General features: G+C 42.2%; 18 protein-coding genes and 1 pseudogene. 15 read left to right on the top strand and 4 right to left on the bottom strand.

What is annotated here, in order from left to right:
* Nucleotides 1–8 precede the first annotated feature (8 nt).
* From CPRO_RS08390 to CPRO_RS16040, 9 genes are all read left to right on the top strand, one after another.
* Nucleotides 9–2,219, top strand: a complete 2,211-nt coding sequence (locus tag CPRO_RS08390; RefSeq protein WP_066050313.1) for an NHLP bacteriocin export ABC transporter permease/ATPase subunit — start codon at nucleotides 9–11, stop codon at nucleotides 2,217–2,219.
* A 26-nt stretch (nucleotides 2,220–2,245) separates the two neighbouring features.
* Nucleotides 2,246–2,434: a hypothetical protein gene (locus CPRO_RS08385; RefSeq protein ID WP_066050310.1), complete on the top strand. Its 189-nt coding sequence runs from the start codon at nucleotides 2,246–2,248 to the stop codon at nucleotides 2,432–2,434.
* A gap of 314 nt (nucleotides 2,435–2,748) precedes the next feature.
* Nucleotides 2,749–3,057 carry a hypothetical protein gene (locus tag CPRO_RS08380; protein ID WP_066050305.1) on the top strand — a complete coding sequence of 103 codons (309 nt, stop codon included), beginning with the start codon at nucleotides 2,749–2,751 and terminating at the stop codon, nucleotides 3,055–3,057.
* A gap of 119 nt (nucleotides 3,058–3,176) precedes the next feature.
* Nucleotides 3,177–4,601 carry a radical SAM/SPASM domain-containing protein gene (locus tag CPRO_RS08375; protein ID WP_066050302.1) on the top strand — a complete coding sequence of 475 codons (1,425 nt, stop codon included), beginning with the start codon at nucleotides 3,177–3,179 and terminating at the stop codon, nucleotides 4,599–4,601.
* A 69-nt stretch (nucleotides 4,602–4,670) separates the two neighbouring features.
* Nucleotides 4,671–5,120: an STAS domain-containing protein gene (locus CPRO_RS08370; RefSeq protein ID WP_330383821.1), complete on the top strand. Its 450-nt coding sequence runs from the start codon at nucleotides 4,671–4,673 to the stop codon at nucleotides 5,118–5,120.
* A gap of 6 nt (nucleotides 5,121–5,126) precedes the next feature.
* The gene (locus CPRO_RS08365) at nucleotides 5,127–5,909 is read left to right on the top strand and encodes a formyl transferase (RefSeq protein WP_082754289.1); all 783 of its coding nucleotides are present in this window, start codon (nucleotides 5,127–5,129) and stop codon (nucleotides 5,907–5,909) included.
* A gap of 2 nt (nucleotides 5,910–5,911) precedes the next feature.
* The gene (locus tag CPRO_RS08360) at nucleotides 5,912–6,775 is read left to right on the top strand and encodes a DUF2156 domain-containing protein (RefSeq protein WP_159430679.1); all 864 of its coding nucleotides are present in this window, start codon (nucleotides 5,912–5,914) and stop codon (nucleotides 6,773–6,775) included.
* A 2-nt stretch (nucleotides 6,776–6,777) separates the two neighbouring features.
* Nucleotides 6,778–8,517 (top strand): MATE family efflux transporter, encoded by a 1,740-nt coding sequence (locus CPRO_RS08355; protein WP_066050293.1) that lies wholly within the window; start codon nucleotides 6,778–6,780, stop codon nucleotides 8,515–8,517.
* Between the two features lie 12 nt (nucleotides 8,518–8,529).
* Entirely contained in the window at nucleotides 8,530–10,617 is a 2,088-nt protein-coding gene (locus tag CPRO_RS16040; RefSeq protein ID WP_066050290.1) for an ATP-binding SpoIIE family protein phosphatase, read from the top strand.
* A gap of 76 nt (nucleotides 10,618–10,693) precedes the next feature.
* Here CPRO_RS16040 and CPRO_RS08345 read toward each other — a convergent pair whose 3' ends face one another.
* Complete coding sequence (locus CPRO_RS08345; protein ID WP_066050288.1) at nucleotides 10,694–11,941, bottom strand: [Fe-Fe] hydrogenase large subunit C-terminal domain-containing protein; 1,248 nt, start codon at nucleotides 11,939–11,941, stop codon at nucleotides 10,694–10,696.
* A gap of 335 nt (nucleotides 11,942–12,276) precedes the next feature.
* Nucleotides 12,277–12,423 (bottom strand): annotated as a pseudogene (locus CPRO_RS15775) (transposase); the annotation flags it as partial.
* 216 nt (nucleotides 12,424–12,639) lie between these two features.
* Here CPRO_RS15775 and CPRO_RS15315 point away from each other — a divergent pair.
* Complete coding sequence (locus CPRO_RS15315; protein ID WP_157881651.1) at nucleotides 12,640–12,813, top strand: hypothetical protein; 174 nt, start codon at nucleotides 12,640–12,642, stop codon at nucleotides 12,811–12,813.
* Nucleotides 12,814–13,355: 542 nt separating this feature from the next.
* Nucleotides 13,356–17,984: a DUF4347 domain-containing protein gene (locus CPRO_RS08340; RefSeq protein ID WP_066050284.1), complete on the top strand. Its 4,629-nt coding sequence runs from the start codon at nucleotides 13,356–13,358 to the stop codon at nucleotides 17,982–17,984.
* A 602-nt stretch (nucleotides 17,985–18,586) separates the two neighbouring features.
* Here the strand turns inward: CPRO_RS08340 and CPRO_RS08335 are convergent.
* Together CPRO_RS08335 and CPRO_RS08330 are read right to left on the bottom strand one after the other, a co-directional pair.
* Entirely contained in the window at nucleotides 18,587–19,975 is a 1,389-nt protein-coding gene (locus CPRO_RS08335; RefSeq protein ID WP_066050280.1) for a sensor histidine kinase, read from the bottom strand.
* 2 nt (nucleotides 19,976–19,977) lie between these two features.
* Complete coding sequence (locus CPRO_RS08330; protein ID WP_066050277.1) at nucleotides 19,978–20,688, bottom strand: response regulator transcription factor; 711 nt, start codon at nucleotides 20,686–20,688, stop codon at nucleotides 19,978–19,980.
* Between the two features lie 167 nt (nucleotides 20,689–20,855).
* Between CPRO_RS08330 and CPRO_RS08325 the strand changes: the two genes are divergently transcribed.
* Genes CPRO_RS08325 through CPRO_RS15765 form a run of 4 tightly spaced genes read left to right on the top strand, consistent with a single transcriptional unit; the run spans nucleotide 20,856 to nucleotide 23,267 of the window.
* Nucleotides 20,856–21,767: an ABC transporter ATP-binding protein gene (locus CPRO_RS08325; RefSeq protein WP_066050274.1), complete on the top strand. Its 912-nt coding sequence runs from the start codon at nucleotides 20,856–20,858 to the stop codon at nucleotides 21,765–21,767.
* Nucleotides 21,767–22,522 (top strand): ABC transporter permease, encoded by a 756-nt coding sequence (locus CPRO_RS08320; RefSeq protein ID WP_066050271.1) that lies wholly within the window; start codon nucleotides 21,767–21,769, stop codon nucleotides 22,520–22,522. The genes CPRO_RS08325 and CPRO_RS08320 overlap by 1 nt, the downstream gene beginning before the upstream one ends.
* A gap of 12 nt (nucleotides 22,523–22,534) precedes the next feature.
* A complete protein-coding gene (locus CPRO_RS15770; RefSeq protein ID WP_236782331.1) occupies nucleotides 22,535–22,912 on the top strand; it encodes an ABC transporter permease in 378 nt (125 codons plus the stop codon).
* Nucleotides 22,913–22,916: 4 nt separating this feature from the next.
* Complete coding sequence (locus tag CPRO_RS15765; RefSeq protein ID WP_236782330.1) at nucleotides 22,917–23,267, top strand: ABC transporter permease; 351 nt, start codon at nucleotides 22,917–22,919, stop codon at nucleotides 23,265–23,267.
* Nucleotides 23,268–24,176: the final 909 nt, after the last annotated feature.

Genomic DNA, 24,176 nt, shown 5'->3' with positions numbered 1-24,176 from the left:
CGAGAGCCATGGGGTGGTTTGATGAACAAATAAAACAGCGCATCCGTGCCGATGACGACGCCTTTGCGGATGTCTTTGCCTCCATGGCGGGGGTGGTCATGGGACGGGGAATGACCCGTATTTTGATGGATGACTGCCAGAAAACAAAAAATGCCGTGGACGAAATTTTGAGATTTTATCGCATCAAGTCCTCAGAACTGCCAGCAGAATTAACCGATATTAACGAGCAGTTGGAATATTTGTTGCGCCCTTCAGGTGTCATGCGGCGAGTGGTAAATTTGGAGGGCACATGGTATTGCGATGCGGTGGGACCTTTTTTGGGAACCCTCAAAAACGGCGGTGTGGTTGCCCTGCTACCCCATGGACTTTCGGGCTACGCTTTTTTCGATCACGAGAGGGGCAAAACCGTGAAGCTAAACAAGGAAACAGCGACATTGCTTGAGGTAGAGGCTGTCTGCTTCTATAAGCCGCTGCCGCTGAAAAAGCTGGGCATCCGTGATCTGCTTTTATATATCGCCCGGGCTCTTTCGCCTGCAGACTACACCATGGTAGGTATTGCAACATTGGCGGTCACCCTTATTGGGATGCTAGGGCCGAAGCTCAATAATATAATTTTCTCCAGCGTTATTGAAAACGGTGATATGCGGCTATTTCTAGCGGTAACGGTGATGTTGACGGCAACGGGTGTGGCAGGTCTGCTTATCGGTACGGTGAAAAACATTGTCGTGGATCAGCTTCAAACAAAAATCGGTTCGACGGTTCAGGCGGCTTCCATGATGCGGGTGCTGTCCCTTCCGGTGGAATTTTTTAAGGAATACAGCGCAGGCGAGCTTTCTGCTCGCATCCAAAGCATCAACAGTCTGAGCAGTATGTTGGGCAGCGCCATTTTGACCACTGGACTCACCTCGGTGTTCTCTTTGGTGTATCTTGCACAGGTATTCAATTATGCTCCGTCACTGGTTGTTCCTGCAATCGTCATTACACTGCTGACGGTGGTATTCACAATTTTCTCCACTTTGATGCAGATGAAGCGCTCTCAACGGATGATGAAGCTGGGAGCTAAGGAATCGGGGCTTATCTATTCTTTCATCAGCGGTGTGCAAAAGCTTAAGCTCTCCGGTGCAGAGAAACGTGCCTTTTCCAAGTGGGCGGAACTCTACCGCCAAAAGGCAAGCCTCATCTACGATCCTCCTATGTATCTAAAACTGAACACGGTTATCTCTACTGGCATTTCATTGGTGGGTACTATTGCGCTTTACTATACGGCGGTAAAAACAGGGGTGTCTGTGGCAGACTATTTCGCATTCAACATAGCCTATGGCATGGTGAGCGGCGCATTTCTTTCCCTCTCCGGTATTGCCTTGACGGCGGCAAATATTAAGCCTATGTTCGAAATGGTAAAGCCTATTTTGGAGACGGTACCGGAGGTTTCCAACGGCAAAAAGGTGCTAACCCGTATTTCAGGAGGAATTGAACTCGACAATGTTTCTTTTCGTTATATTGATAGCATGCCGCTTATAGTGGACAACCTGTCAATTAAAATACGCCCTGGGCAGTATGTTGCTCTGGTAGGAAAGACCGGCTGTGGAAAATCCACCCTCATGCGACTGATGTTGGGATTTGAAACACCCCAAAAGGGATCTATCTACTATGACGGCAAAGACCTTGCCACGGTAGATCTCAAATCTCTGCGACGGCGAATCGGTGTGGTTATGCAAAATGGTAAGCTTTTCTCAGGGGATATATTCTCAAATATCACCATCACCGCACCGTGGCTTACAATGGACGAGGCATGGGAGGCGGCGGAACTGGCCGGCATCGCCCAAGACATTCGAGATATGCCCATGGGAATGCACACAATGATTTCGGAGGGCAGCGGCGGTATTTCTGGTGGGCAGCGCCAGCGGTTGATGATTGCTCGCGCAGTGGCATCGAAACCCCGCATCCTTATGTTCGATGAGGCGACCTCTGCTCTGGATAACCTGACACAGAAGACCGTGGTAGATTCGTTGGCAAAACTGAAATGCACCCGCATCGTCATCGCCCACCGACTATCCACCATCAAGGGGTGTGACCGCATCATCGTGCTGGATTACGGGAAGGTTATAGAGGACGGCAGTTATGACGAGCTCATCGCCAAGGACGGCTGCTTTGCTCAGTTGGTTGAACGTCAAAGACTAGACGACACGGAATTCGTGGGAAAAACCACATTATTCTAACAAAAAATTTAAAGGAGGTAATTATGATGGATGACAACAAGGATTTACAGAAACAGGGAAATGCTCTCACCGACGAGGAACTGGATCAAGTGGCCGGTGGGATGGTAAATCAGGTAGGGGTTTTAGAAAATCAAAACAAGGATATGCTGGGTTCGGCAGAGCCTATCAAACCTACGGAACGGAAGTCAAACCCATTCTCCCAGAACTGTGGCTGAAATTGCTTTTTAACAGTAACGAAAGCATTGGTACATAGATGATTTTAGAGGAGAAAGTACAATGAATAAAATGCGCTTTTACTATCAAAAAGGAAGTGTGTATGTAAAGCTATTTTTTTTCCTATCCTCATATTGCTAAGTGCATGATGGGGAGTTGAACAATGGGACAGTAATGACAATCGTTAACCGACCTTTGGCGAAACCTTATCATATTACCGAGATTACGTTACGTTTTAGAGCAAATTCATGGCATCAAAAATGTACGAATCGTAACAAATCCATATACAAAAACTAAAAAAAGGAGATGTAAAATTATGAAAGATGAATTTATGTTGAAATTAAAGGAAAAAGCAAAGGAAATCGAATCTGCTGCTAAGCTTTTCAATTTGGCAAAGGAAAATGACATTGCGATTACTGCGGAGGAAGCAGCAGAATATTATGCATTCTTGCACCCTCAAGGCGGATTGCTGAGCGACGAGGAGTTGGATAATGTAACAGGTGGTTGTAATGATACTGATCCAGACAAGATATGCGGCGAATGCGGACGTCCTTTACACAAATTTTATGAAGCTGGTACGAGATACCAGTGTGATTACTGTAAATTCCATAATCTTTTTAAATAAGAAAAAAACGCATATGCTAGCCACTATTGTAAAAAGCCATAGCTGGCTATTACTCAGCGTAGGTACTTATGTTTATGATTACAACACAAACAAAATCCGAAAGGAGGCACACGAAAGATATGAAAAGACAAAATCATTACATCCTAAACTCCAATATTGCCCTGCGCTCGTGGATGATGGCACCCTACGCCTATTACATAAAGGGGCAGCGGGATGCGGTAGGTCTTACACAGGAGGAATTTTTGCTATTACTTCGGTGTGATGGTAGGCAGGAGTTGGCAGACAGCGAGCTTTTGCAAAGGATGTTGTCATGCAATCTGTGTGCTCCTTGCGGAGAGAACGCGGTTTTAAACGATTGGCAGAGGCTGATATTATGCGAAAATCGCTATTTCCCTTCCATGAACTGGGAAATCACCGCCAAGTGCAATTACAAGTGCCTTCATTGCTTCAATGCGGCGGACAATTCGTCCCTGGGGGAGGAATTCTCTTGGGACGATTGCACCCGCCTCATGGACCATGCCCAAGCCTGCGGTGTGAATGCATTCACCATTACCGGCGGTGAACCCATGCTGCATCCTCATTTTATGGAAATCCTATGGGGTATTTATCAGCGGGGGATGTATGTAGAGGAACTTAATACCAACGGTAGTTTTATTACAGCGGCTGTGCTTGAAGAGATGAAATCCTTTGGATGCAACCCTCTGATGAAAATTTCCTTTGATGGACTGGGGCATCACGATTGGCTGAGAGGGCACAAGGGTGCGGAGGAAACGACTCTTACAGCCATTCGGCTATGTATTGAAAAAGGATTTCGTGTAAAGGTGCAGACCAACGTTCATCGTCTAAATCTTGCTACTATATTGCCCACTGCTGAACTGCTGGACCAGCTGGGTGTAAGTGAAATGCGAATCATCCGCACGAGCGAAGCACCCCGTTGGTTGCAAAACAGCGCCGAACTGTGTGAGGGCGGTGCGTGCCTGAGCTTCGAGGATTACTACGACGCCATGCTGGTCTTTACCCATGGCTACGTTGCAAAGGAACACCGCATGCAAATGAGGATATGGCAGTTTTTGGACGTTTTCCCAACAATGCAGCGGTATCACTATCGCCCCGTCTCTTGTGGTGAGGGCGAGTATCGTGATTCATTGCCTGTCTGCGGTGGCAACCGAAAAATGGTAGGCGTAAACGCGTCCGGCGAACTGATACCTTGCCTTCAAATGTCGGGCTATTTTGATAAGCATGGCATTCGGCTTGGCAACGTCAAAGAGAAGGAACTCAAAAAGCTGCTTTCCGAAGGAGCATATCTGGATGAAGTATGTACTTGTGTTGGGCAGCTTGCCAAGCATAATGAGAAGTGCCAACACTGCCACTGGTGGAAATTCTGCATAGGCGGTTGCCGTGCCTTGGGTCTTGCCATCACTGGGGATCAGCTGGGCGAGGATAAAGCCAAATGCCTTTATTTCAACGAGGGTTATATTGAAAAAACGGATGCCATTTTTCTGGACAGCGGGTATCTTCCAATAAAGAGCATCAAAACGCTTTAGAGAGAAAAGGTGGGGGAATAACCCACCTATAAACAATGAAGGACAAATACCCCAAATCAAGGATTCATTATGGAGGCGCTATTTTTTGAAGATGCCTTAAAACTAATGGATACGGATGGACATACAGGATGGCATAGAGATATCATGCAAACTTTTCGGAGAGCATTCCATTGGCAAGGGAAAAATGACTGTTTGAATAAATTAAATTTGGAGGAAAAGAAAATGACTATTGACAAGGCTTTAAATGCAACCGAGCTGACTGTGACACTGGTCGGTCGTCTGGATACCACCACAGCACCCCATCTGGAGGCTGAGCTAAAGACTTCATTGGACAATGTGGATTCCCTCATTATGGATTTTTCAGAGTTAGAGTACATATCTTCCGCCGGTTTACGGGTGCTCCTCTCCGCCCAGAAGGTGATGAACAAGCAAGGTAAAATGGTGATTCGCCATGTTAACGAAATCATTCTTGAGGTGTTCGAAGTAACAGGGTTTACGGACATCCTTACGATTGAATAGGCAACCATGAAAATAGCCTATATAGGTATTGACATGCTCTATCCCGCACTACTCTCGCTGGCTGGGAACTGTGAGATCATGGAAGTGTTTACCTGCGAAACCGATAATGAGACAGAATTTAATTTGCAGGTGTGTGCTTTCGCAAGAGAGCATAAAATTCCTCTTACTGTAGGGAAAATCAAAAGGGAGGACATAGTCCGTCTTAAAAAAAATGGCTGTGATGTCGTGGTCTGTGGCGGATATTATCACCGTATCCCTGTGGACGACTCCTTGCCTATGGTGAATATCCACCATTCCTTGCTGCCCATAGGTCGCGGCGCGTGGCCTATGCCGGCGACTATCCTACGGGGTCTTACAGAAAGCGGTGTGACTGTACATAAAATAACAAAGGAATTTGATGAGGGAGACATTTTATTGCAAGAAAGAGTGCCCGTGGCACCAAAGGAAAATCTGCGAACACTGACTGCAAAACAACTGGCACTGTTACCCGACATGATGAAACGTCTGGTAACGGAGTTTGACCTGCTTTGGGGGCAGGCAGTTCCCCAAGGTAAGGGTGAGTATTGGTCTTGTCCCATGGAGAGTGACTATCCCATTACTGAGCATATGTCTACGGTGGAAGCCGACCTCATACTGCGTGCCTTTTATGGCTATGAGTGCATCTATCAAATACAGGATAAGCAGTATGGTTTAGTAGGTGGTGTGCTTCAGACAGATGAAAACACAAGGGATCATCGTTTCCCGGTGCAAGGTGGCTTTATTGAGGCAGAACAAGTAAAGGAATTATAATGATGGATACACAACAGATTACATTGAAAATGAAAGCCTCTGTGGATGGGATTCGCATGAAATGCCATCATACAGCGGCTTCCCATGCCTTTGCCACCCTCTATATCTGGCAGGAGGGTATGGGATTGAGCATCCATCTTGAGGATGGTATGTTTGCGGTGAGATGCCGCTGGCGAGGTGAGAACGCATGGTTTTTCCCTTGCGGGGAGGATCATTTGGTTCGCCGAGGGGTGGAAGAATTGCTGTTGGAAAAAGACTTACGCCTATGCTATTTGCGGGAGGAGGATACAGCTTTTTTAGAGAGGGAATTTCCTGGTCGTTTTCAAATTACAGAAAAAGAATCCGACCATGAGTACCTATACCACAGAGCAGAGCAAGTATCACTGTATGGAAGCCGTTTTTCTGGACTAAGGAAGGATATCCGACGTGTGGAAAAATTACATAGGGTGAGCTGGGAGCCTCTTTGCTCAAAAAACATTAGTGATGCCCTAATCATCAGCCGTGCGTGGCATCGGCAAACGGACGGACCCGAGGGGCTGGAGGATATGGCCGCATCGGAACGTCTTCTTTTGGAGTGGGACGCCCTTGATGTGCAAGGTGTTGTAGCTTCTGTGGATGGGGAACCCTACGCCATAGTTGCGGGTTATCCTCTTTCCCCTAGTTCTTTTGATTTTAGTCTTTCCAAGGAAAAAAGCCGTCTGTCTGGCCTGTCTGTTTATACCCGGCATGCACTTGCCTGCTCCTTGTCCGATGCATACACACAAATCAATGCAGAGGAGGACTTGGGCATTGAGGGTCTACGGAATATGAAGCGCTTAATGCGCCCTGATGGACAGATAAAACAGTATGAGGGGAGGGCAAAATAAGGATGAAACATGAAGTGAGGGATTATTTCACAAGTAAAATGTTTCGTAGACAGTTTGCCCCCGCTCTTATCTCCGCCGTTGGTTTGGCGGTGGGGGACATGGCAGATGCCATTGTGGTGGGCCAGCGCATGGGTGTGACCGGTCTTGCAGCAATCAGTCTGGCACTGCCGGTTTTTATGGTGATTAATGTGTTGATGCATGGTTTTGGAATCGGAGGTTCTATCCGCTTTTCCACACTGTTGGCAAATGGCAAAAAGGAGGAAGGGGTAAGGGGGTTTCAAGGACTGCTTGGAGTGGCTATATGCATCAGCATGCTGTTGTCAGCGATAGGAATTTTGTTTTTGACCCAGTTGCTGGCTGTGCTGGGGACAACGGCGGCGGACGGAGCTCTGTATGCTGTCAGCCATACTTATGTACAAATTATTCTATTGGGAATGCCAATTTTTTTTATCAGCTATATTTCTAATTATTATTTACGCAATGACGACAATCAACGGTTGGCAAGCTTCGGCTTTACGGTGGGAAATCTCAGTGATATTGCCCTCAACATAGTGTTCGTGCTAATAATGGACTTTGGGGCAGCAGGTGCGGCATGGGCAACTGTCTGCGGTCAGATTATTTCTATCTACCTCTACCTGCCGGGTCTTGGATGCAGATCAGGTGCTCTTCAAATTTTTCCGTTTCGACCAGATTTCAAAGGAACATTCGCCTGCTTACGGATAGGATTTTCCTCCTCGGTACAATATTTGTTCTCTATGCTGTTTCTTTTAATTTCGAACAATGTATTGCTTCGCCTTTCCGGAGATTTGGGTGTTGCAGTTTTTGATATGGTGCAGAATGCCTCCTTCCTTATTCTTTACCTTTATGATGGAACAGCAAAAGCCTCACAGCCCTTAGTAAGTACATTCTGCGGAGAGCATAACGACACAGGGAAGAGGCGGACGCTGAAACTAGGGCTCTGCTGGGGAACGGCGGTGGGTTCGACGGCGATGCTGTTGGTCGTGTTATTTCCCCATATGGTCTGTCACTTGTTTGGCCTGACGGATTCAGCCACCATGGATATGGGTGTCTATGCTCTACGGATCTTTTGTCTGAGCACAGGCTTTGCCGGAGTGAGCATTCTGCTGGAAGGTTATTATCAAGCTTGTGGCGAGGAAAAAAATTCCTTGATACTAGCCACTTTGCGTGGCGGAGTTGTATTGATTCCTGTTACACTGCTGATGTCGGTAATGGGGATTTCCGCCTTTTGGTGGCTATTTCCTGTGACGGAATGTCTGTCGTTGTTTATTTTTCTCCTATGGCACAAATTACGAAGAAAAGCACAGATGGGTTTCGACGCCACACGGATATGCACGAGAACAATCCAAAGCAAGAAAGAGGAACTTGCGCCCTTGATTGAAGAGCTAAACAGGTTCTGTGAGCGCTGGGATGCAAATGTGAAACAGAGATATTTTGTGACTATGGCGGTGGAGGAACTTTGCACGGCCATTAAGACGAAAGCTTTTGACAACGCCAACGGCTATATCCAGCTTACAGTGGTTGCCCAGGAGGACGGTATGTTTGCGTTGCATCTCAGGGATAACGCCGTATCCTTTAATCCTTTCTCCCTGCAGACGGAGAAAGTGAATGATGGTGACAATTATGATATGGATGCCATGGGTGTACTGGTAGTTCGGGAAAAGGCAAAGGAGTTTTTTTATCGGCGATATCAGGGATTTAACACTCTGGTTGTCAAAATATAAAGGAGGGTCGAGATGAAACTGAAACTATCCCTGGGGCAAAAGGCCGTCTGCGCCACACTGATTTTGGCCTTTGTTCTGACGGTAACGGCGGTTTTAGTCAGCTACCACGTCTACTCGGTTACGATGGATACCCATTATCAGACGCTGTCCATGAATGTTGCGAAAACTGCCGCAAGAGTGGTTGATTCCGGAAAGGTGGAGACCTACACCAAGGCAGTCATGGACATCTATTCCCAACATCCATCCCCCGAGTTTTCTGATACCCAAGGGAAACAGGAATATTTGGCACAGTATGACGGGATCAAGGATGAAGGTTATTGGCAGCTTTTCAAAACAATGGAGAAGGTGAAAGAGTCCAACGACGTCCTTTCCCTTTATATCTCCTATATGGATCCCAAAACGATGACAGGGATTTATATATTGGATGCGGATACATCAGAAAAAGCCTGTCCCACCGGAACATGGGAAAGCATCTTTCCTGAGAATTATGAGGTGATGTCCCATCCGGAAGATGGTTTCCCTTCATATATTAGCAACACAGAAAAATTTGGCTGGCTCTGCTCGGCAGGTGCCGCCGTTCTGAATCAGGATGGACAAGTTGTTGCCCATGTCTTTGTAGATATTTCCATGAATCGTGTGATGCGTGACCGATACGACTATCTGATTCGGCTTTGCCTCATTTTATTGGTCGCGACCTTGGCTTTAATCCTACTTTTCATCTGGGTGGTTAACCGTGCGCTGGTATGTCCTGTTAACCGTTTGGCAAGCGCGGCGGCTTCCTACGTTTCCGATAAGGAATGCGATGGGAAGGGGCAGTCCTCCATTGAACAACTTAATATTCATACAGGAGACGAGGTGGAAAGCCTTTGTGGTGCCATCAAGCAGATGGAATGTGACATAAACGGCTATATTGAGAACCTCACCGCAGTTACTGCCGAAAAGGAACGTATCGGGGCAGAGCTGGACGTGGCCAAGCACATACAGGCCAGTATGCTGCCTTGTATCTTCCCGGCATTTCCCGATCGAACGGAGTTAGATATCTATGCCACTATGACGCCTGCCAAGGAGGTGGGGGGTGACTTCTATGATTTCTTCCTTGTGGATGACGATAGGCTTGCCATGGTGATGGCTGACGTGTCCGGCAAGGGAGTGCCAGCGGCTCTGTTTATGGTGATTGCCAAGACACTCCTGAAAAACGTAGCACAGACGGGTCTCTCGCCCAAAGCCGTGCTGGAGAAAGTCAATAATCAGCTCTGCATGAACAACGAGGCAGAGATGTTCGTTACGGTTTGGTTAGGCATTTTGGAAATTTCCACCGGTAGATTGACCTGCGCCAATGCTGGTCACGAATATCCTGTACTCAAACGTGCAGGCGGAGACTATGCACTCATTAAGGACAAGCACGGTTTTGTGTTGGCAGGAATGGAAGGCACCCGCTATAAGGAATATGAGATTCAAATGGAACCCGGGGACAGGATGTTTCTCTACACAGACGGCGTGGCTGAGGCAACCAACGCCTATAATGAACTATACGGTACCAATAGAATGTTGGATGCATTAAACCGCAACAAGGATACGGGTTGCGAAACTCTGCTGTGCCGCATGAAAGAGGAAATCGACACTTTTGTAGGGGAGGCACCCCAGTTTGACGACATTACCATGCTGGGTCTGGAGTTGATGCCCCAAAACGGTCCGGCCATGAAAAAGCTGAAGCTGACTCCCACCCTTGAGTCTATTGAACAGGTCACTGCCTTTGTGGAACAGGAGTTGGAGAAAGCAGGCATTCCCTTGAAGGTGATTGTTCAAATGAACATCGCAGTGGATGAGATATTCTCCAACATTGCTCGGTACTCAGGTGCCGACGATGCCACTGTGGGCGTAACTGCAAAGGATGGTTGCATTACCCTGCGTTTTGCCGATAACGGCAGCCCCTATGACCCCACTGAGAAGCCCGATCCGAATACCAGCCTTTCTGCCGAGGAGCGGAATATTGGTGGTCTGGGCATTTTTATGGTGAAAAAGTCCATGGATACTGTCGAATATGAATATCAAGATGGGTTCAATATTTTGACGCTTACAAAGTTAAGCGACTCCAAATAAGAATCCCATTATTAATCAGACATCTATTTAAAAGTAGCTAAAGAAATACGCAGTGATTTTTTCACTGCATATTTCTTTACCATTTCCTTATAAAAATATCTCTTTCCTCAAGCAAACTATCCACGGTTTCTAACCCTAGTTCATGCAACATTTTAACTACGTAAGGACTATCAAATGGAGTTTTGTAAATTGCTTCTTCTCCATATCGACGAACACTTTCCTTCCCTTCTTCTTTCGGAATTAACGCTTTTGGGCCCCCTACGCAACCACCAACACAGCCCATTCCTTCATAGAAGTTGGCATTGCCTGCTCCTGCGAGAATATCATTGAGCATCTTCTTGCATCCCGCAACTCCATCTGCATGTCGTGTTTTTACAGTAATCTCTCTGGTTGGATTAATGCGCTCTACGGCTTCACGCACCGCTTCACTGACACCGCCTGTTCCCGCATAAATTCTGCCTGCCTTAGAAGAATGGTCCCGTTCATCTTCTTTCATTTCTTTTAGATTAAGTCCTGCAAAGTCAAAGATATCTTGAATCTCTTTAAATGTTAAGACAAAATCCGTAGAATCTCTAACATCCTTTTCCTTTGCTTCTGCCTTTTTTGCCATACATGGGCCGATAAAAACCGTTATTGCTCCGGGATAAAGTTCCTTTATGGAACGTCCACAAGCTACCATGGGTGAAACAGCCGCAGGGACATGAGAAACCAGCTGAGAATATACCTTTCTGATCATAGCAATCCACATAGGGCAGCAGCAACTCGTTAACTGAAAATCCTCTTCCGTCTTAATATTTCTATCAAACTCTAACGCTTCCTTCAGGGTCAAGATATCAGCAAACAGAGCAACTTCTACCATTCCAGTAAAGCCGATTCTTTTAAATGCAGCACGCAATTTGCCTGGAGTGATCTCATCTGAGTACTGGTTTACAAATGCAGGTGCAATCATTGCATATACGGGCCTATTGGCATTATAAAGTGCTTCTAACATTGCCAAGGAATCCTTGCTCTCAATCATGTTTGCTTTTTTACAATTTTTAACGCAATCCCCGCAACCAACGCAATTCTCGCCGTTAATATCGATATTTCCATCAGGATTTATAAACAGTGCATCAAACAAACATTTTCCCTTACATTCATCTTTCTCCTCTGGGGTACAATTGCATTGACCTGTACGAAGAACCACCTCATGCTTGTATGGATTTATAAGGCAGTCTAAATGATGAGGATCATAGCCCTCATTCTCTATTAAGTTTAATTCTTCAGGCATTTTACTATTAACAGCAGCCTTCAAAAGTCTATTATATAGGTCTTCAAATGTCATGGTTTTACCTCATTTATCGCAATGTAATTTAGTATTCTTGAAACTACAATATCTAATGTGGTTGAAAAAAATTATTCTATAGTGTAAATATGTCCAGAAATGACGGCTTTATGTTATGATTAGTAGATAAAGTTACTGATTCTCTATGTATAGAAGTGATGAGTTTGAAAGTAAACTAGGTGAGCGATGTAGAATATTTAAAAATAAATAAGTATTAATATAGCTAGTATTTATGTTAACCATGTTGGAAATTTGCTTGTATACATACGGTGCCAAATATCACAAAGAAGAATGAATTCTATGATTGCTAAACCAATTCACGTAATCGCACAGCTAGATTGGACTATCCATTTATCCAACAGAGAAGCGGAAATATCATATTCTTAGTTATGTCGCATTTCCTTTTACTATTTTAATAGAGAGCAACGTTGGCTTTTAAACTCAGGGGTATAAGTTCGACGTGGTCTCCTTGATTCGGTCATGATTAGTGCCCCTTTGGTTTAATAAGATAATATTACATTTCCTTAAAATAACTGCCCAGTTTATTGTAGCCTATTCGTTTCATAGAGACATTCGGCTTTGCTCATATTTTGAACCACATGATGTGATTTATAGTAAAAATACAAAAGCCCAAGAGGTAAATTGGTATCCTAGATCACTATGAAGAATGATTTCAGAATGTTGCAGGGGAACATTGAATGTGTTTTACAACAGGAAGATGCAACATCAGCGGAAAATATCATGCTAAGCTGGAAAGCCTACAAAAGGAACTGCTACAAAGGACAAATGGGACAGTAGAATATAATGATATTGCGGATGAGATATACCGATTAAGGGAAGAAAAGCAGAATGTGTTACCGGAATATTCCTAGCATGAGGGTTTGAAACAGAGGATTGCTGCAATGGCGGGATTTCTAAATGGAGAGTTGGAGCAAATTAATATTTATGATGAACAACTGTTAAGAAGCTGATTGAAAAATAAGGGTCTGTGAGGATAAATTTTTGGAAAATTTAAGTCTGGTTTAGAATCTAAAGTAAAATTATCATGCAAGAAATGTGCTGACAATTAATACTAAAATATGATATAATTAGCGCTAGAATTATCATCAAGTCGTTCAAAATTATCATTCGGACGTCGGCTTGGGTCTGTTTTGAAAACCCAGTAGGGCAGTTTAAATCAAGGAAGGGATTCATAACTAAAATTTTGTAAGTTGCATAGTGACAAGGGTCCAAATTATACTTTTGCAAGGATTCACGCTAACAGGACGCATGCAATCTTTCAATTTAGTTAAATGCCAGCCGTAAAAGGAAGGGGAGTTATACATAATCTTACTGGTTGTACGAAAACAAAGGAACTTTAGCTTATAGAATATTTTCGCAAATACTAGTAATATCATAAGAAGGGGCTGATATCATGATGACTTGTTTCAAACAAATTACAATGAGATTACCATTAATTATGTTAATGGTAATCGTTTTACTGACGTCAGGTAGCATTGCAGCCTACGGTGCATTTGTGGACGAAATTGTGTTCGTAGACGATGCACTTGAGGACTACAAAATGCTGATGGATTCGATTCCAGAAGGGGTTCGGGTTGTGGTACTGGATGGCAAGAAGGATGGAATAGAACAAATGGCAGAGTACCTAAAAAATAAGAATGATTTAGATGCCATCCACATTATTTCCCATGGAGGTGCCGGTGAAATAAGTGTTGGAACTGCTGTGTTGAATTCTCAAACCATGGGAAGCTATTTAGAAAAACTTGATATTATTGGACAAAGTTTGAAGGAAAATGGGGATCTTCTTTTATATGGCTGCGATGTTGCTTCTGGGGGATTAGGCAAACAGTTTGTAGAAAATGTAGCACGAATTACAGACGCAGATGTGGCGGCATCAGAGGATGAGACAGGTTCTGCGGCACAAGGTGGAAATTGGATATTAGAATTTCAGTCTGGGATAATAGATACAAGAACCGGTTTATTTTCAAATATGGATACATACCCTTTTCTTTTAGAGGTTAAGGAAGATTTAATTCATACATATTCTCAGAATACCTGGGCGTTTAACAAATTGGCGGTTGATCCTGATGGGACTATTTACCTTACCCATAAGGTAAGTGGTACCGAAATAGCTGTTAAAGAATGGAATGGTACAAGTTGGAGCCCTTTACCAAGTATAACGACAGCTAATACGGGGGATACAGGTTTTTCCGATGATCTTGATTTAGCGGTTGATTCAAATAATAAACTGCATATAGCTTTTAGGCATAATATCGGTTCAGGTGTAACCAGCCTTAGAGGTGTAAAATATGGATTATACAATGGATCGAGTTGGACGTTTGCAGAAATAGAGGCTTATAGCGACCCGAGCGGGGGGAAAAACTTCGATGACCCGTCAATTGCGGTGGATTCTGAAGGTTTTGCACATATGGTATATCTTTATTCGGATTCTACTGGATATTATTTAAAATATGCAACTAATCGTTCTGGTTCTTGGGTTACTAGTACTGTTGTTGTGGGTGCGAGCGGTGGTATCGATGAAATTCATAACCCTGGTATCGTAATCGATGGAAATAACATAGTTCATGTTTCTTATGTCAAAGAAGATAATCAAAATGATTGTTTTGGCAATTATTATTATACTAAAAAGACCATAGGAGAGACCAATTTCCCTACGGCACAAAAGCTGATTGATGCTGTTTCACAAGGGAAAAACTACTATTATACTCCTTTAGTAAGTGATAGTTCCAATTCCTTATACTTCGCTTATTATGAAGAATCGTATGATGAATCTTATGCATTTCAAAATACTACTTCTTACCTGAACACAAATAAGTCTGGCAGTTGGCAGAGTACACAAGTAAATTATGATAATGTTAGAATGACTAGCCCGATAGGTGTATATGTTGTTAACTCAAAGAAGTATTTATTAATGCATTCATTTTCAGCAGACTGGTCGGAGAACTATTTTTTTGCGATGGCTGACTATGGAAGCGGATGGTTTAAAGGTACAAAAACAATTATTCCAGCTTTAGTCGAAGTGGGGGGCTATGAAGACGAAAGGGAATTTGTTGTTGATTCATCTGGTAACTTTATGCTGGTAATGTTACATGGTGAGTTGAAGAAAATCAGTAGCTTGACTGGAACAAGTGACGATTTTGGTTTAGGCACATTAGCGCCGGAAGATGTAGAAATTACAGGCTTTGATGCAATATCAAACGTAAGCGCAGGAACAGCAGGAAGTGCAACTTATTCAAGTGTAGCAGAGGTACAAGCAGCACTACATGAAAATGTAACTGCCAACGCAGGTGCAGTGACAGTACCAGTAACTGCATGGGTAGATACAGATGGATATAATCCAGCAGTAGCAGGTAGCTATACCTTCACAGCAACCTTGGGAGCAATTCCATCAGGCTATGCAAATCCAAATGACTACACAGCAACAGTGGAAGTGGTAGTGTCAGCACCGGAAGATGTAGAAATTACAGGATTTGATGCAATATCAAACGTAAGCGCAGGAACAGCAGGAAGTGCAACTTATTCAAGTGTAGCAGAGGTACAAGCAGCACTACATGAAAATGTAACTGCCAACGCAGGTGCAGTGACAGTACCAGTAACTGCATGGGTAGATACAGATGGATATAATCCAGCAGTAGCAGGTAGCTATACCTTCACAGCAATCTTGGGAGCAATTCCATCAGGCTATGCAAATCCAAATGACTATACAGCAACAGTGGAAGTGGTAGTGTCAGCACCGGAAGATGTAGAAATTACAGGCTTTGATGCAATATCAAACGTAAGCGCAGGAACAGCAGGAGGTGCAACTTATTCAAGTGTAGCAGAGGTACAAGCAGCACTACATGAAAATGTAACTGCCAACGCAGGTGCAGTGACAGTACCAGTAACTGCATGGGTAGATGCAGATGGATATAATCCAGCAGTAGCAGGTAGCTATACCTTCACAGCAATCTTGGGAGCAATTCCATCAGGCTATGCAAATCCAAATGACTATACAGCAACAGTGGAAGTGGTAGTGTCAGAACCGGAAGATCTAGAAATTACAGGCTTTGATGCAATATCAAACGTAAGCGCAGGAACAGCAGGAAGTGCGACTTATGCAAGTGTAGCAGAGGTGCAAGCAGCACTACTTGAAAATGTAACTGCCAACGCAGGTGCAGTAACAGTACCAGTAACTGCATGGGTAGATACAGATGGATATAATCCAGCAGTAGCAGGTAGCTATACCTTCACAGCAATCTTGGGATCAATTCCATCAGGTTATGCAAATCCCAATGACTACACTGCAACAGTAGAAGTGGTTATTACGGGGACAGTAGCAAGCAACGATGCAACACTGAAAATATCTTCAACGATTAAGGGGCAGACAGTGACAAGCCTAGGTACGCCAAGTTCAACGTTGGGTTCTGTAACAGGGGGTACTGTGACCATAACAGCAGCAAAGGCTGCAGACACTAGCAATACAGGTAGCTTCATCACGCTGTTTGAAAAGAACAATACTAATGCAACGGTGAAAGTAGTGAAGTATGCATCAGGTGCTTCAACAGCAGGCTTTGCGTCGGATACAGCTTATGCCAATCAGGCAATTAGTAATGGGGATTTCTTTATTATAAAGGTGACAGCAGAGGATACATTAATTGTAAATTATTACAAAGTAAAGGTAACAGTAACCTCTGCATCTAGCGGTAGCAGCGGCGGTAGCGGCAGCTCTGCCACAACAACCCAGCCAAGTCAGGTTACAAGCCAAAATACAGTTGTTGTTGTGAATGGTAAAGAGCAAAATGCAGGAAAAGAAACACAGAAAACTGAAGACGGAAAATCAACAGTAACAGTAGCTATTGATAATAAAGCTATTGATAATAAAATTGATGAAGCCATTAAAACAAATACCACTGGGTTAGGCAATGTTATTCAAGTTCCAGTAGCTGATACAAAATCTGAAGTGGCTAAAGTTGAACTTACTGGCGATATTGTTAAAAAACTGGAGGAGAACACATTTGATGTATCCGTAAAACGTGATAACGTAGAATACATAATTCCTGCGGCTGAATTCACAATAAGCAAAGTAGCAGCAAACCTTGGAATACAGGAAAAAGCTCTTGCTGACATTAAGGTGGAAGTGAAAATCACTAAGCTGGATGAAAAGGTTGTTGAAAAGTACAACGAGGTTGCAAAGACAAATGGTGCAGAACTGGTATTTTCACCAGTGCAATTTGAAATTACAGCAAAGACCACAAACATTGACGGAACAACTAAAGAGCACTCAATCAATAAGTTTAGTAACTATGTAGAAAGAGTTATGGAGATTCCATCTGGTGTTGACCCTAGTAAAATTACAACAGGTATTGTATTTAATGTAGATGGTACCTATAGCCATGTCCCCACAGAAGTATATCAAAAAGGTGGTAAATGGTATGCAAAGCTGAATTCACTTACCAACTCCGATTATTCAGTCATTTGGAATCCAATAACTGTAAGGTCTGTTGAAAATCATTGGTCAAAAGATGCAGTAAACGATATGGCTTCCAGATTAGTTATTTTTAATTCAGAGACTTTTGAGCCAGATAAAGCTATAACAAGAGCAGATTTTGCAGAGTATATTGTTAGAGGATTGGGGTTGTATAGAGAAGGCTCAACCCATAAGAATAATTTTAAAGATGTAACTGCTACAGGGGAAAGAACCTTAGCAATATTAATAGCAAATGAGTATGGAGTTGTTTCAGGATACGCTGATGGTACATTTAGAGGAGATAACCAGATTACAAGAGAAGAAGCCATGGCTATGTACAAAAGAGCCATGAAGATTACGAAACTTGTAGGGAGTGATGAAAATCGTTATCAGAACTACACTGACTACAGTCAGGTAAGTGAATGGGCAGCAACATATGTTAAGGAAGTATTATCATCACATGTCTTTAATGGTACAACAGAAACTAAAATTTCACCAAAGGCAAGTTTAACCTATGCAGAAGCGGCGCAGGCTATAAGGAACTTGCTGGTGGAATCAAATTTAATTAATAAGTAGTTAGGTATAGCTGTTTAAAGAAATTTATAATGAAAAGGCTAAATTGCAGGTCAGTTATAACCTCAACTTAGCCTTTTTTATATGCCATAAAACAGATATTATTTTATTAGGAGGTTTACTATTGTAAACATCGTTATCTAGTATTGAAAATACCCTTGGAATACATGATAGGAAAATTAAAGAAGTAATATTTATTCTAAAAAATCTGAGCATACCAACTTGTATTCTCTAGAACAGTATTTTGAATAGTCATTTGGCTAATAAGCGCTTCAGGGGGTAAGAGATGCTCCCTTTGCTTGCTTTCTAAAAAGGCAATTTGTTTAAGAATTTTTATCCCGTTGGTTGTGATGATACATGTTATTCATAATAAAAATAAAATATAATGAAGACTGTAATTATGGCAACACAATGTCATAAAACGTCTTTCTTAAGGTGGTTCAGCATTTGCTCTTCGGCGTCTCTCATAACCTTTTATATGTGACAATCACGATTCTCGTCATTTCACAAGTAAAAAGTGCTAAATCAAGCTAATTACCGTTAGTTTGTTATTTAAAATTGACGAAAGACTGATATTTATCTTCATTGAGTACATCCTTTATACCTTAACCAATCTTTATAGATGGCAATATAATTTCTGCTTTCAGCCCACTACTTGTATCGCTGGATAAAATCAAATGTCCCTTATGCGCTTTTGCAATTCTTGCAACCATTGGTAGTCCCAACCCATGCCCATTCTGTCGAGGACGTTTTCTTTTAGAAGAAAAGGGCAATTCCAATAGATCAGGAAGTTCATTTTGAGGAATTCCCTTGCCTTTATCATCTACGATGAAACTACAAGTGTTATTGTCTGCATCAAAGGATATTTGTAACAGTATCAGGCAACCTCCAGGATTATGTTTAATGCTGTTTTGTATCAGATTAGTAATGGCTCGTGTTAATAGCTGCTCATCTCCATTAACCTGTGCGTTTTCATCTAAAATTTCTACTTCCAGTATAAAATGTTCATCTAATCCGCTGTTCAGGAATTCAGAAGCGATTTGTCTTGCTAATACTGATAGGCGAATGGGCTTTTTATTAAGAGGCTGCATTTCATATTCCAGCATTGAAACCAGATTTAAGTCGCTAATAAGAGAGCGCAGTTTTTCTGCCTGCTGGCGTATGATACCTGCTTGCCGTCTTTGTTCTGTTGGAAGATCATTATTTTCCTCCAGATTACTTGCATATCCAAGTACCATAGAAAGAGGAGTTCGAATATCATGTGAAATACCTGCAATCCAGTTTGAACGAGCTTCGTCTCTGGTTTGCAAACTATCGTTTTTTTGTTTTAATAAAGCTGAGGTACGGTTTACACTTTGTGCAAGATTGGCTAAGACTCCTTTTGGCTCTACATATATATTTTTATCTTCAGCAAGATCTTGAATACCCTGAGTTAGCGGATGGATAGATCGAATCAATCTGGAGCCGATGAAAAGAGAAAAAAGTAATGCTAGTGCAATATTTCCAACTAGTAAAGAAGTAATTCGCAGCGGCAAAGAAGATACCCAGCTTGTAGGAAGTATATGCTGGTATTTTGTCATACCTTTTTTTGGATATCCGACAACTACCAACCCTTTATCATGTTCCCACACAAAAACAGGATAATCCATCAAGTAGTAACGAGTAAATTTTGCCACGTCGACTAAAGAATATGTTTTATTTAGTTCTTCGGGAAGCATATAATTCCATGCTACGTGTCCTGTATTGTCAATCAGCATTGCCCATCCATTATTCTGTTTCAAAAGTTTCACTGAGGATGAATCTAAAGAATAGGAATTGGGCAATGAATGCAAACTTTCTGCTACGTTTTGAACAACAGCACTTGGAGAGTTTACATCGTTCATCCCTTTGGATACCCAGGTAGCGAACAGAATAAAATTGAAAATTAAGAGAAGGATGGAAAGAATAATGGTTGAACCAATAAAGCGTCTTAAGATTTGTGTTGTTCCCTCCATCTTTACACCCCCCCAACCATCAACTTGTAACCTAACCCTCTAATGGTAAGCAAATATTCTGGATTGGATGGGTTAGCCTCAATCTTTTCACGGATGCGCCTGATATGAACCATTAGTGTATTTTCGTAGCCATAATAATCATCTCCCCAGGCAGCTTGGCAAAGGGCATCACTGGTTACGATACGATTTCTATTTTCATAAAGCTTTAACAGCAATACAAGTTCTTTTGCTGTCAAAGGATTTTCAGTGATGCCATCTCGGACAATACCACCCTCTAGATTAATAGTACGCTCTCCTAATTGGAAGGCAGGCCGTTGCTCCTGCTTTGGCGGTGCATAAACCCTTCTCAGAATTGCCGTTAAACGCAGAATGAGTTCTCGTGGCAAAAATGGTTTTACAATATAGTCATCTGCACCAAGGCCAAGCCCCAATAGACGGTCCTCGTCTTCTCCTCTTGCGGATAAAAAAAGGACGGGCATATTTGATATTTGTCGCAATGAGGACAGAAGGGAGAAACCGTCTCCATCTGGTAGCATAACATCTAAAATGGCAATGTCAGGTTTTACAGACCGACAAGTTTCTAAAGCCTCCATACAATCGGAAGCTTGATAAATACGTATAAAGCCTTCTTTACGTAAGAAATTATCCATCATATTTCTTATTTCACGCTCATCATCTACGATGAGCAGTTTTTTGTTCTTTAAATCATTCATGTAATATCACCCACATTAATTATATATTACTTTTAATATTATTCCACCATTACATTGCTTTTATTTTAAGATTTAAGGTTGGCGTAAGGTCATTGTCAGCTTGAAGAAAGGTTAATTATTTATACTATAACCTAAGTTCAATAACGAACAAAATGGAGGGAATCAAAATGAATCAGATTATTTCTACACATAACCTTTCAAAACGATATGGCAATACATATAGAGTGAAAGATGTAAATTTGGCAGTATGTGAAGGAGATATTTATGGATTTCTTGGTCCTAACGGGGCAGGAAAATCCACCACATTAAAAATGATTTTGGGGCTTACACGACCGACTGATGGCGAAGTGAGGATATTTGGAAAGGATCTTGGAGCAAACCGCCGTCTCATTTTGAGCGAAACCGGATCACTCATAGAATCGCCATCCTATTATGGGCATCTAACAGGATTAGAAAATATGCGTGTTATTCAGAGGCTCAAGGATGTACCCGATAAGAATGTGTGGGAGGCTTTAAAAATTGTCCGATTAGAAAATCAAAAGGATAAAAAAGTGGAACAGTATTCCCTGGGCATGAAGCAACGCCTGGGGATTGCCATGGGGCTCTTGTCTTTTCCAAAGCTTTTGATTTTGGATGAACCAACAAATGGTCTTGATCCTGCTGGTATTGGTGAAATCCGAGAACTGATTAAATCGCTGCCCGAGCGTTATGAAATGACAGTGTTGATTTCCAGTCATTTGCTTTCTGAAATTGAGCAGATGGCAACCACAGTGGGTATTATCAACGATGGGTTATTGATGTATCAAGGTAGTATGGAAGATTTAAAAAACAAAAATCGTCCAACGATTTCGTTAAAGACACAGAACAACAAGTTGGCGTATCAGTTGCTTTTTGATAAAGGTTTTTCTCCCAAGGAACGAGAAGACGCTTTGGTATTTGAATACTTGACGAACAAACAGGTGGCGCTGGCAAATAAAAGCTTAGTTGAAGCGAATATTGATGTGTTGCGTATTGAAGAACACAAGATGAATTTGGAGAGTATTTTTCTTGATATTACAGGAAAGGGGCATAGCTTGTAATGAAAATGGTTGGTCTTGAATGGTATAAATTGCGTCATAAGCATCTGTTTTTGATGGTAACATTATTTTTATTTGTGGAAATTGGATGGGCGTTCATGGCAGCAAGTATGTCGATTTCACGCAATTCGGATAATGCCCGATGGGAGTTGCTTATTGCGATGTTATCCTCAATGAATGGTTTGTTCTTACCCATTCTCTCAGCGATATGTGTATCTCGCATCTGTGACATGGAGCATAAAGGAAACACGTGGAAGCTATTGCTGACTGCTTCTGTAAGGCGTAGTCAGCTCTATGGAGCAAAATATATTTCTGCAGCTATCGTCATATTGTGGGCATTCATGCTACAAGTGATTGCTATTATAGCATTTGGTATTATCAATGGTATTGAACAGCCTGTGCCATTATTTTTAATAATCCTATTCTTTATAGGCACGGTTTTAACCAATATGGTCGTGATAGCATTGCAGCAATGGGTATCCATGGCAGTAAAAAACCAAGCTTTTGCATTATCGCTTGGTATGGTGGGTGGATTCATTGGCTTGGTAGCAGACATGCTGCCGTCAGGAGTACGTAAGATTTTTGTATGGTCTTACTACACGGGTTTAAGTCCCGTCACACAAAGCTATATAAGTGAAAAAATGCAGTTTATGGTACGTGATATAAGTTCGTTACTGCCTGCAGTGGGGATATTGACTGTAGCTGGAATTGGGATTTATCTGGCTGGAAGTATCCACGTATCCAGGCAGGAAGTATAAGGAGGATTGATTATGTTAAGACGTTGTATTTCTGCAGAATGGATGAAGCTACACCATTCCCATATATGGATAATCTTGATGATTCTTCCCATATTAAGCGTTTTGATTGGCAGTGCTAACTTTTATATGAACCAAGGTGTATTAACAAAAGAATGGTACAGTCTATGGTCTCAAGTGGGTTTGTTTTATGGAGAATTCTTCTTTCCCATTCTTATTGCAATTTGCTGTGCATACATGTGGAGACTGGAGCATCATAATAAGAACTGGAATATGATCATGACTGCACCTGTGTCAACCACCAGTATTTTTCTATCTAAAATTAATAGTAGTTGGTGTACTAATGATTTTAGTTCAGATATTCTTTTTTATATTATATTTTTTAGGAGGTAAACTGGTGGGTATAACCTCAGAACTTCCAGGAGAATTGCTTGGATGGCTACTCCGTGGCTGCATATCAGCCCTTACAATCAGCGCCCTGCAATTAACTTTGTCTATGCGTATCCGCAGCTTCGCTGCTCCGATTGGAATTGGTTTATGTGCTGTTTTCATTGGCCTAGGCATGTACGTCATACACTTGGGACTGTTTTTTCCCCACTCACTATTGACTACTGGTATGGGGGTACTCAGTCAAACAAGCCTTTCGCCTGGAGAGGACCTTTTGTTTATCATAATAAATCTGCTGTATCTTATTATTATTAGTGCAGGTGCAATACGCCGGATGGGTAAATCTGATGTAGTTGCTTAAAAATAGAAAGGATGTCATTTTTATAAAGCAAAATTGTCATCCGGTATATAAAAGGAGAGTATGTATTGATTTGATTTTCCCTATCGCTACGCACTGCGTAGCGATAGGGATGGATACATTATCTGCTGGTTGAAAAATTTTTTCTGGTAAAGTGTAGCCTATATCTGTATTGGAACGGCTGAATATCAGAAACAGATTTGCTCTGATTCATTCGGGTGATGTGCTTCGGTACCGGAGAAGTAAACGGTCGGGGAAATAAAGCTGAGGATATAAGGTGTTATCTGACATTATATTATAATAGTATGGTCGAGAAAAACAACAGAGCCTGCCCTTTTTTATAAGGGCAGGCTCTTGGTTTATAACATGAATATTCTCTTAAACAGTGGTCTGAAATATAAACCAGCCATCTTAACCGAAAACTGAAATACACCACTATGCTATTCAATGATATGAGTCATGCTGTATGTTCCAAAACAATTTTTTCTTTGAGATTGGCTTAGTATGTAGTTAATAGCTTCACCGAGTAGCTCTCCAAGGCAAATTCAGGTGATGATGTAAAGAACAGAATCGGCGCGGTTTTGTCAAACGTGGGGATTTCCTTTGCAACATCAATACCTGTAAACCCCGTCATAATAAAATCCAAACAATATATATCATACGGCTATCTTTTTTCCAAGGCCGAAACTAGCTCAAATCCATTTGGAAAGACGGCGTGTTCGCAGTTTAGATGTTCGGTACAGGTCTATCAGCTTTATCATATTGGCTAGTTCGTCAATATTGTCATCACAGACTGCAATTTTATGCATAAGCATTCCTCCGTTTCTTTAGCTCCACTTCACTAAGCTAATTACCATAAAAATAAAATTTCAAAACTATAATTCATGTCGAAAAAAACATGATTCATGCAGA

Source organism: Anaerotignum propionicum DSM 1682, from assembly GCF_001561955.1.
In the GTDB taxonomy this organism is placed as follows: Bacteria; Bacillota; Clostridia; order Lachnospirales; family Anaerotignaceae; genus Chakrabartyella; species Chakrabartyella propionicum.
The sequence above is the reverse complement of the archived record's forward strand: the minus strand, read 5'-3'. Positions and strand labels throughout refer to the sequence as shown.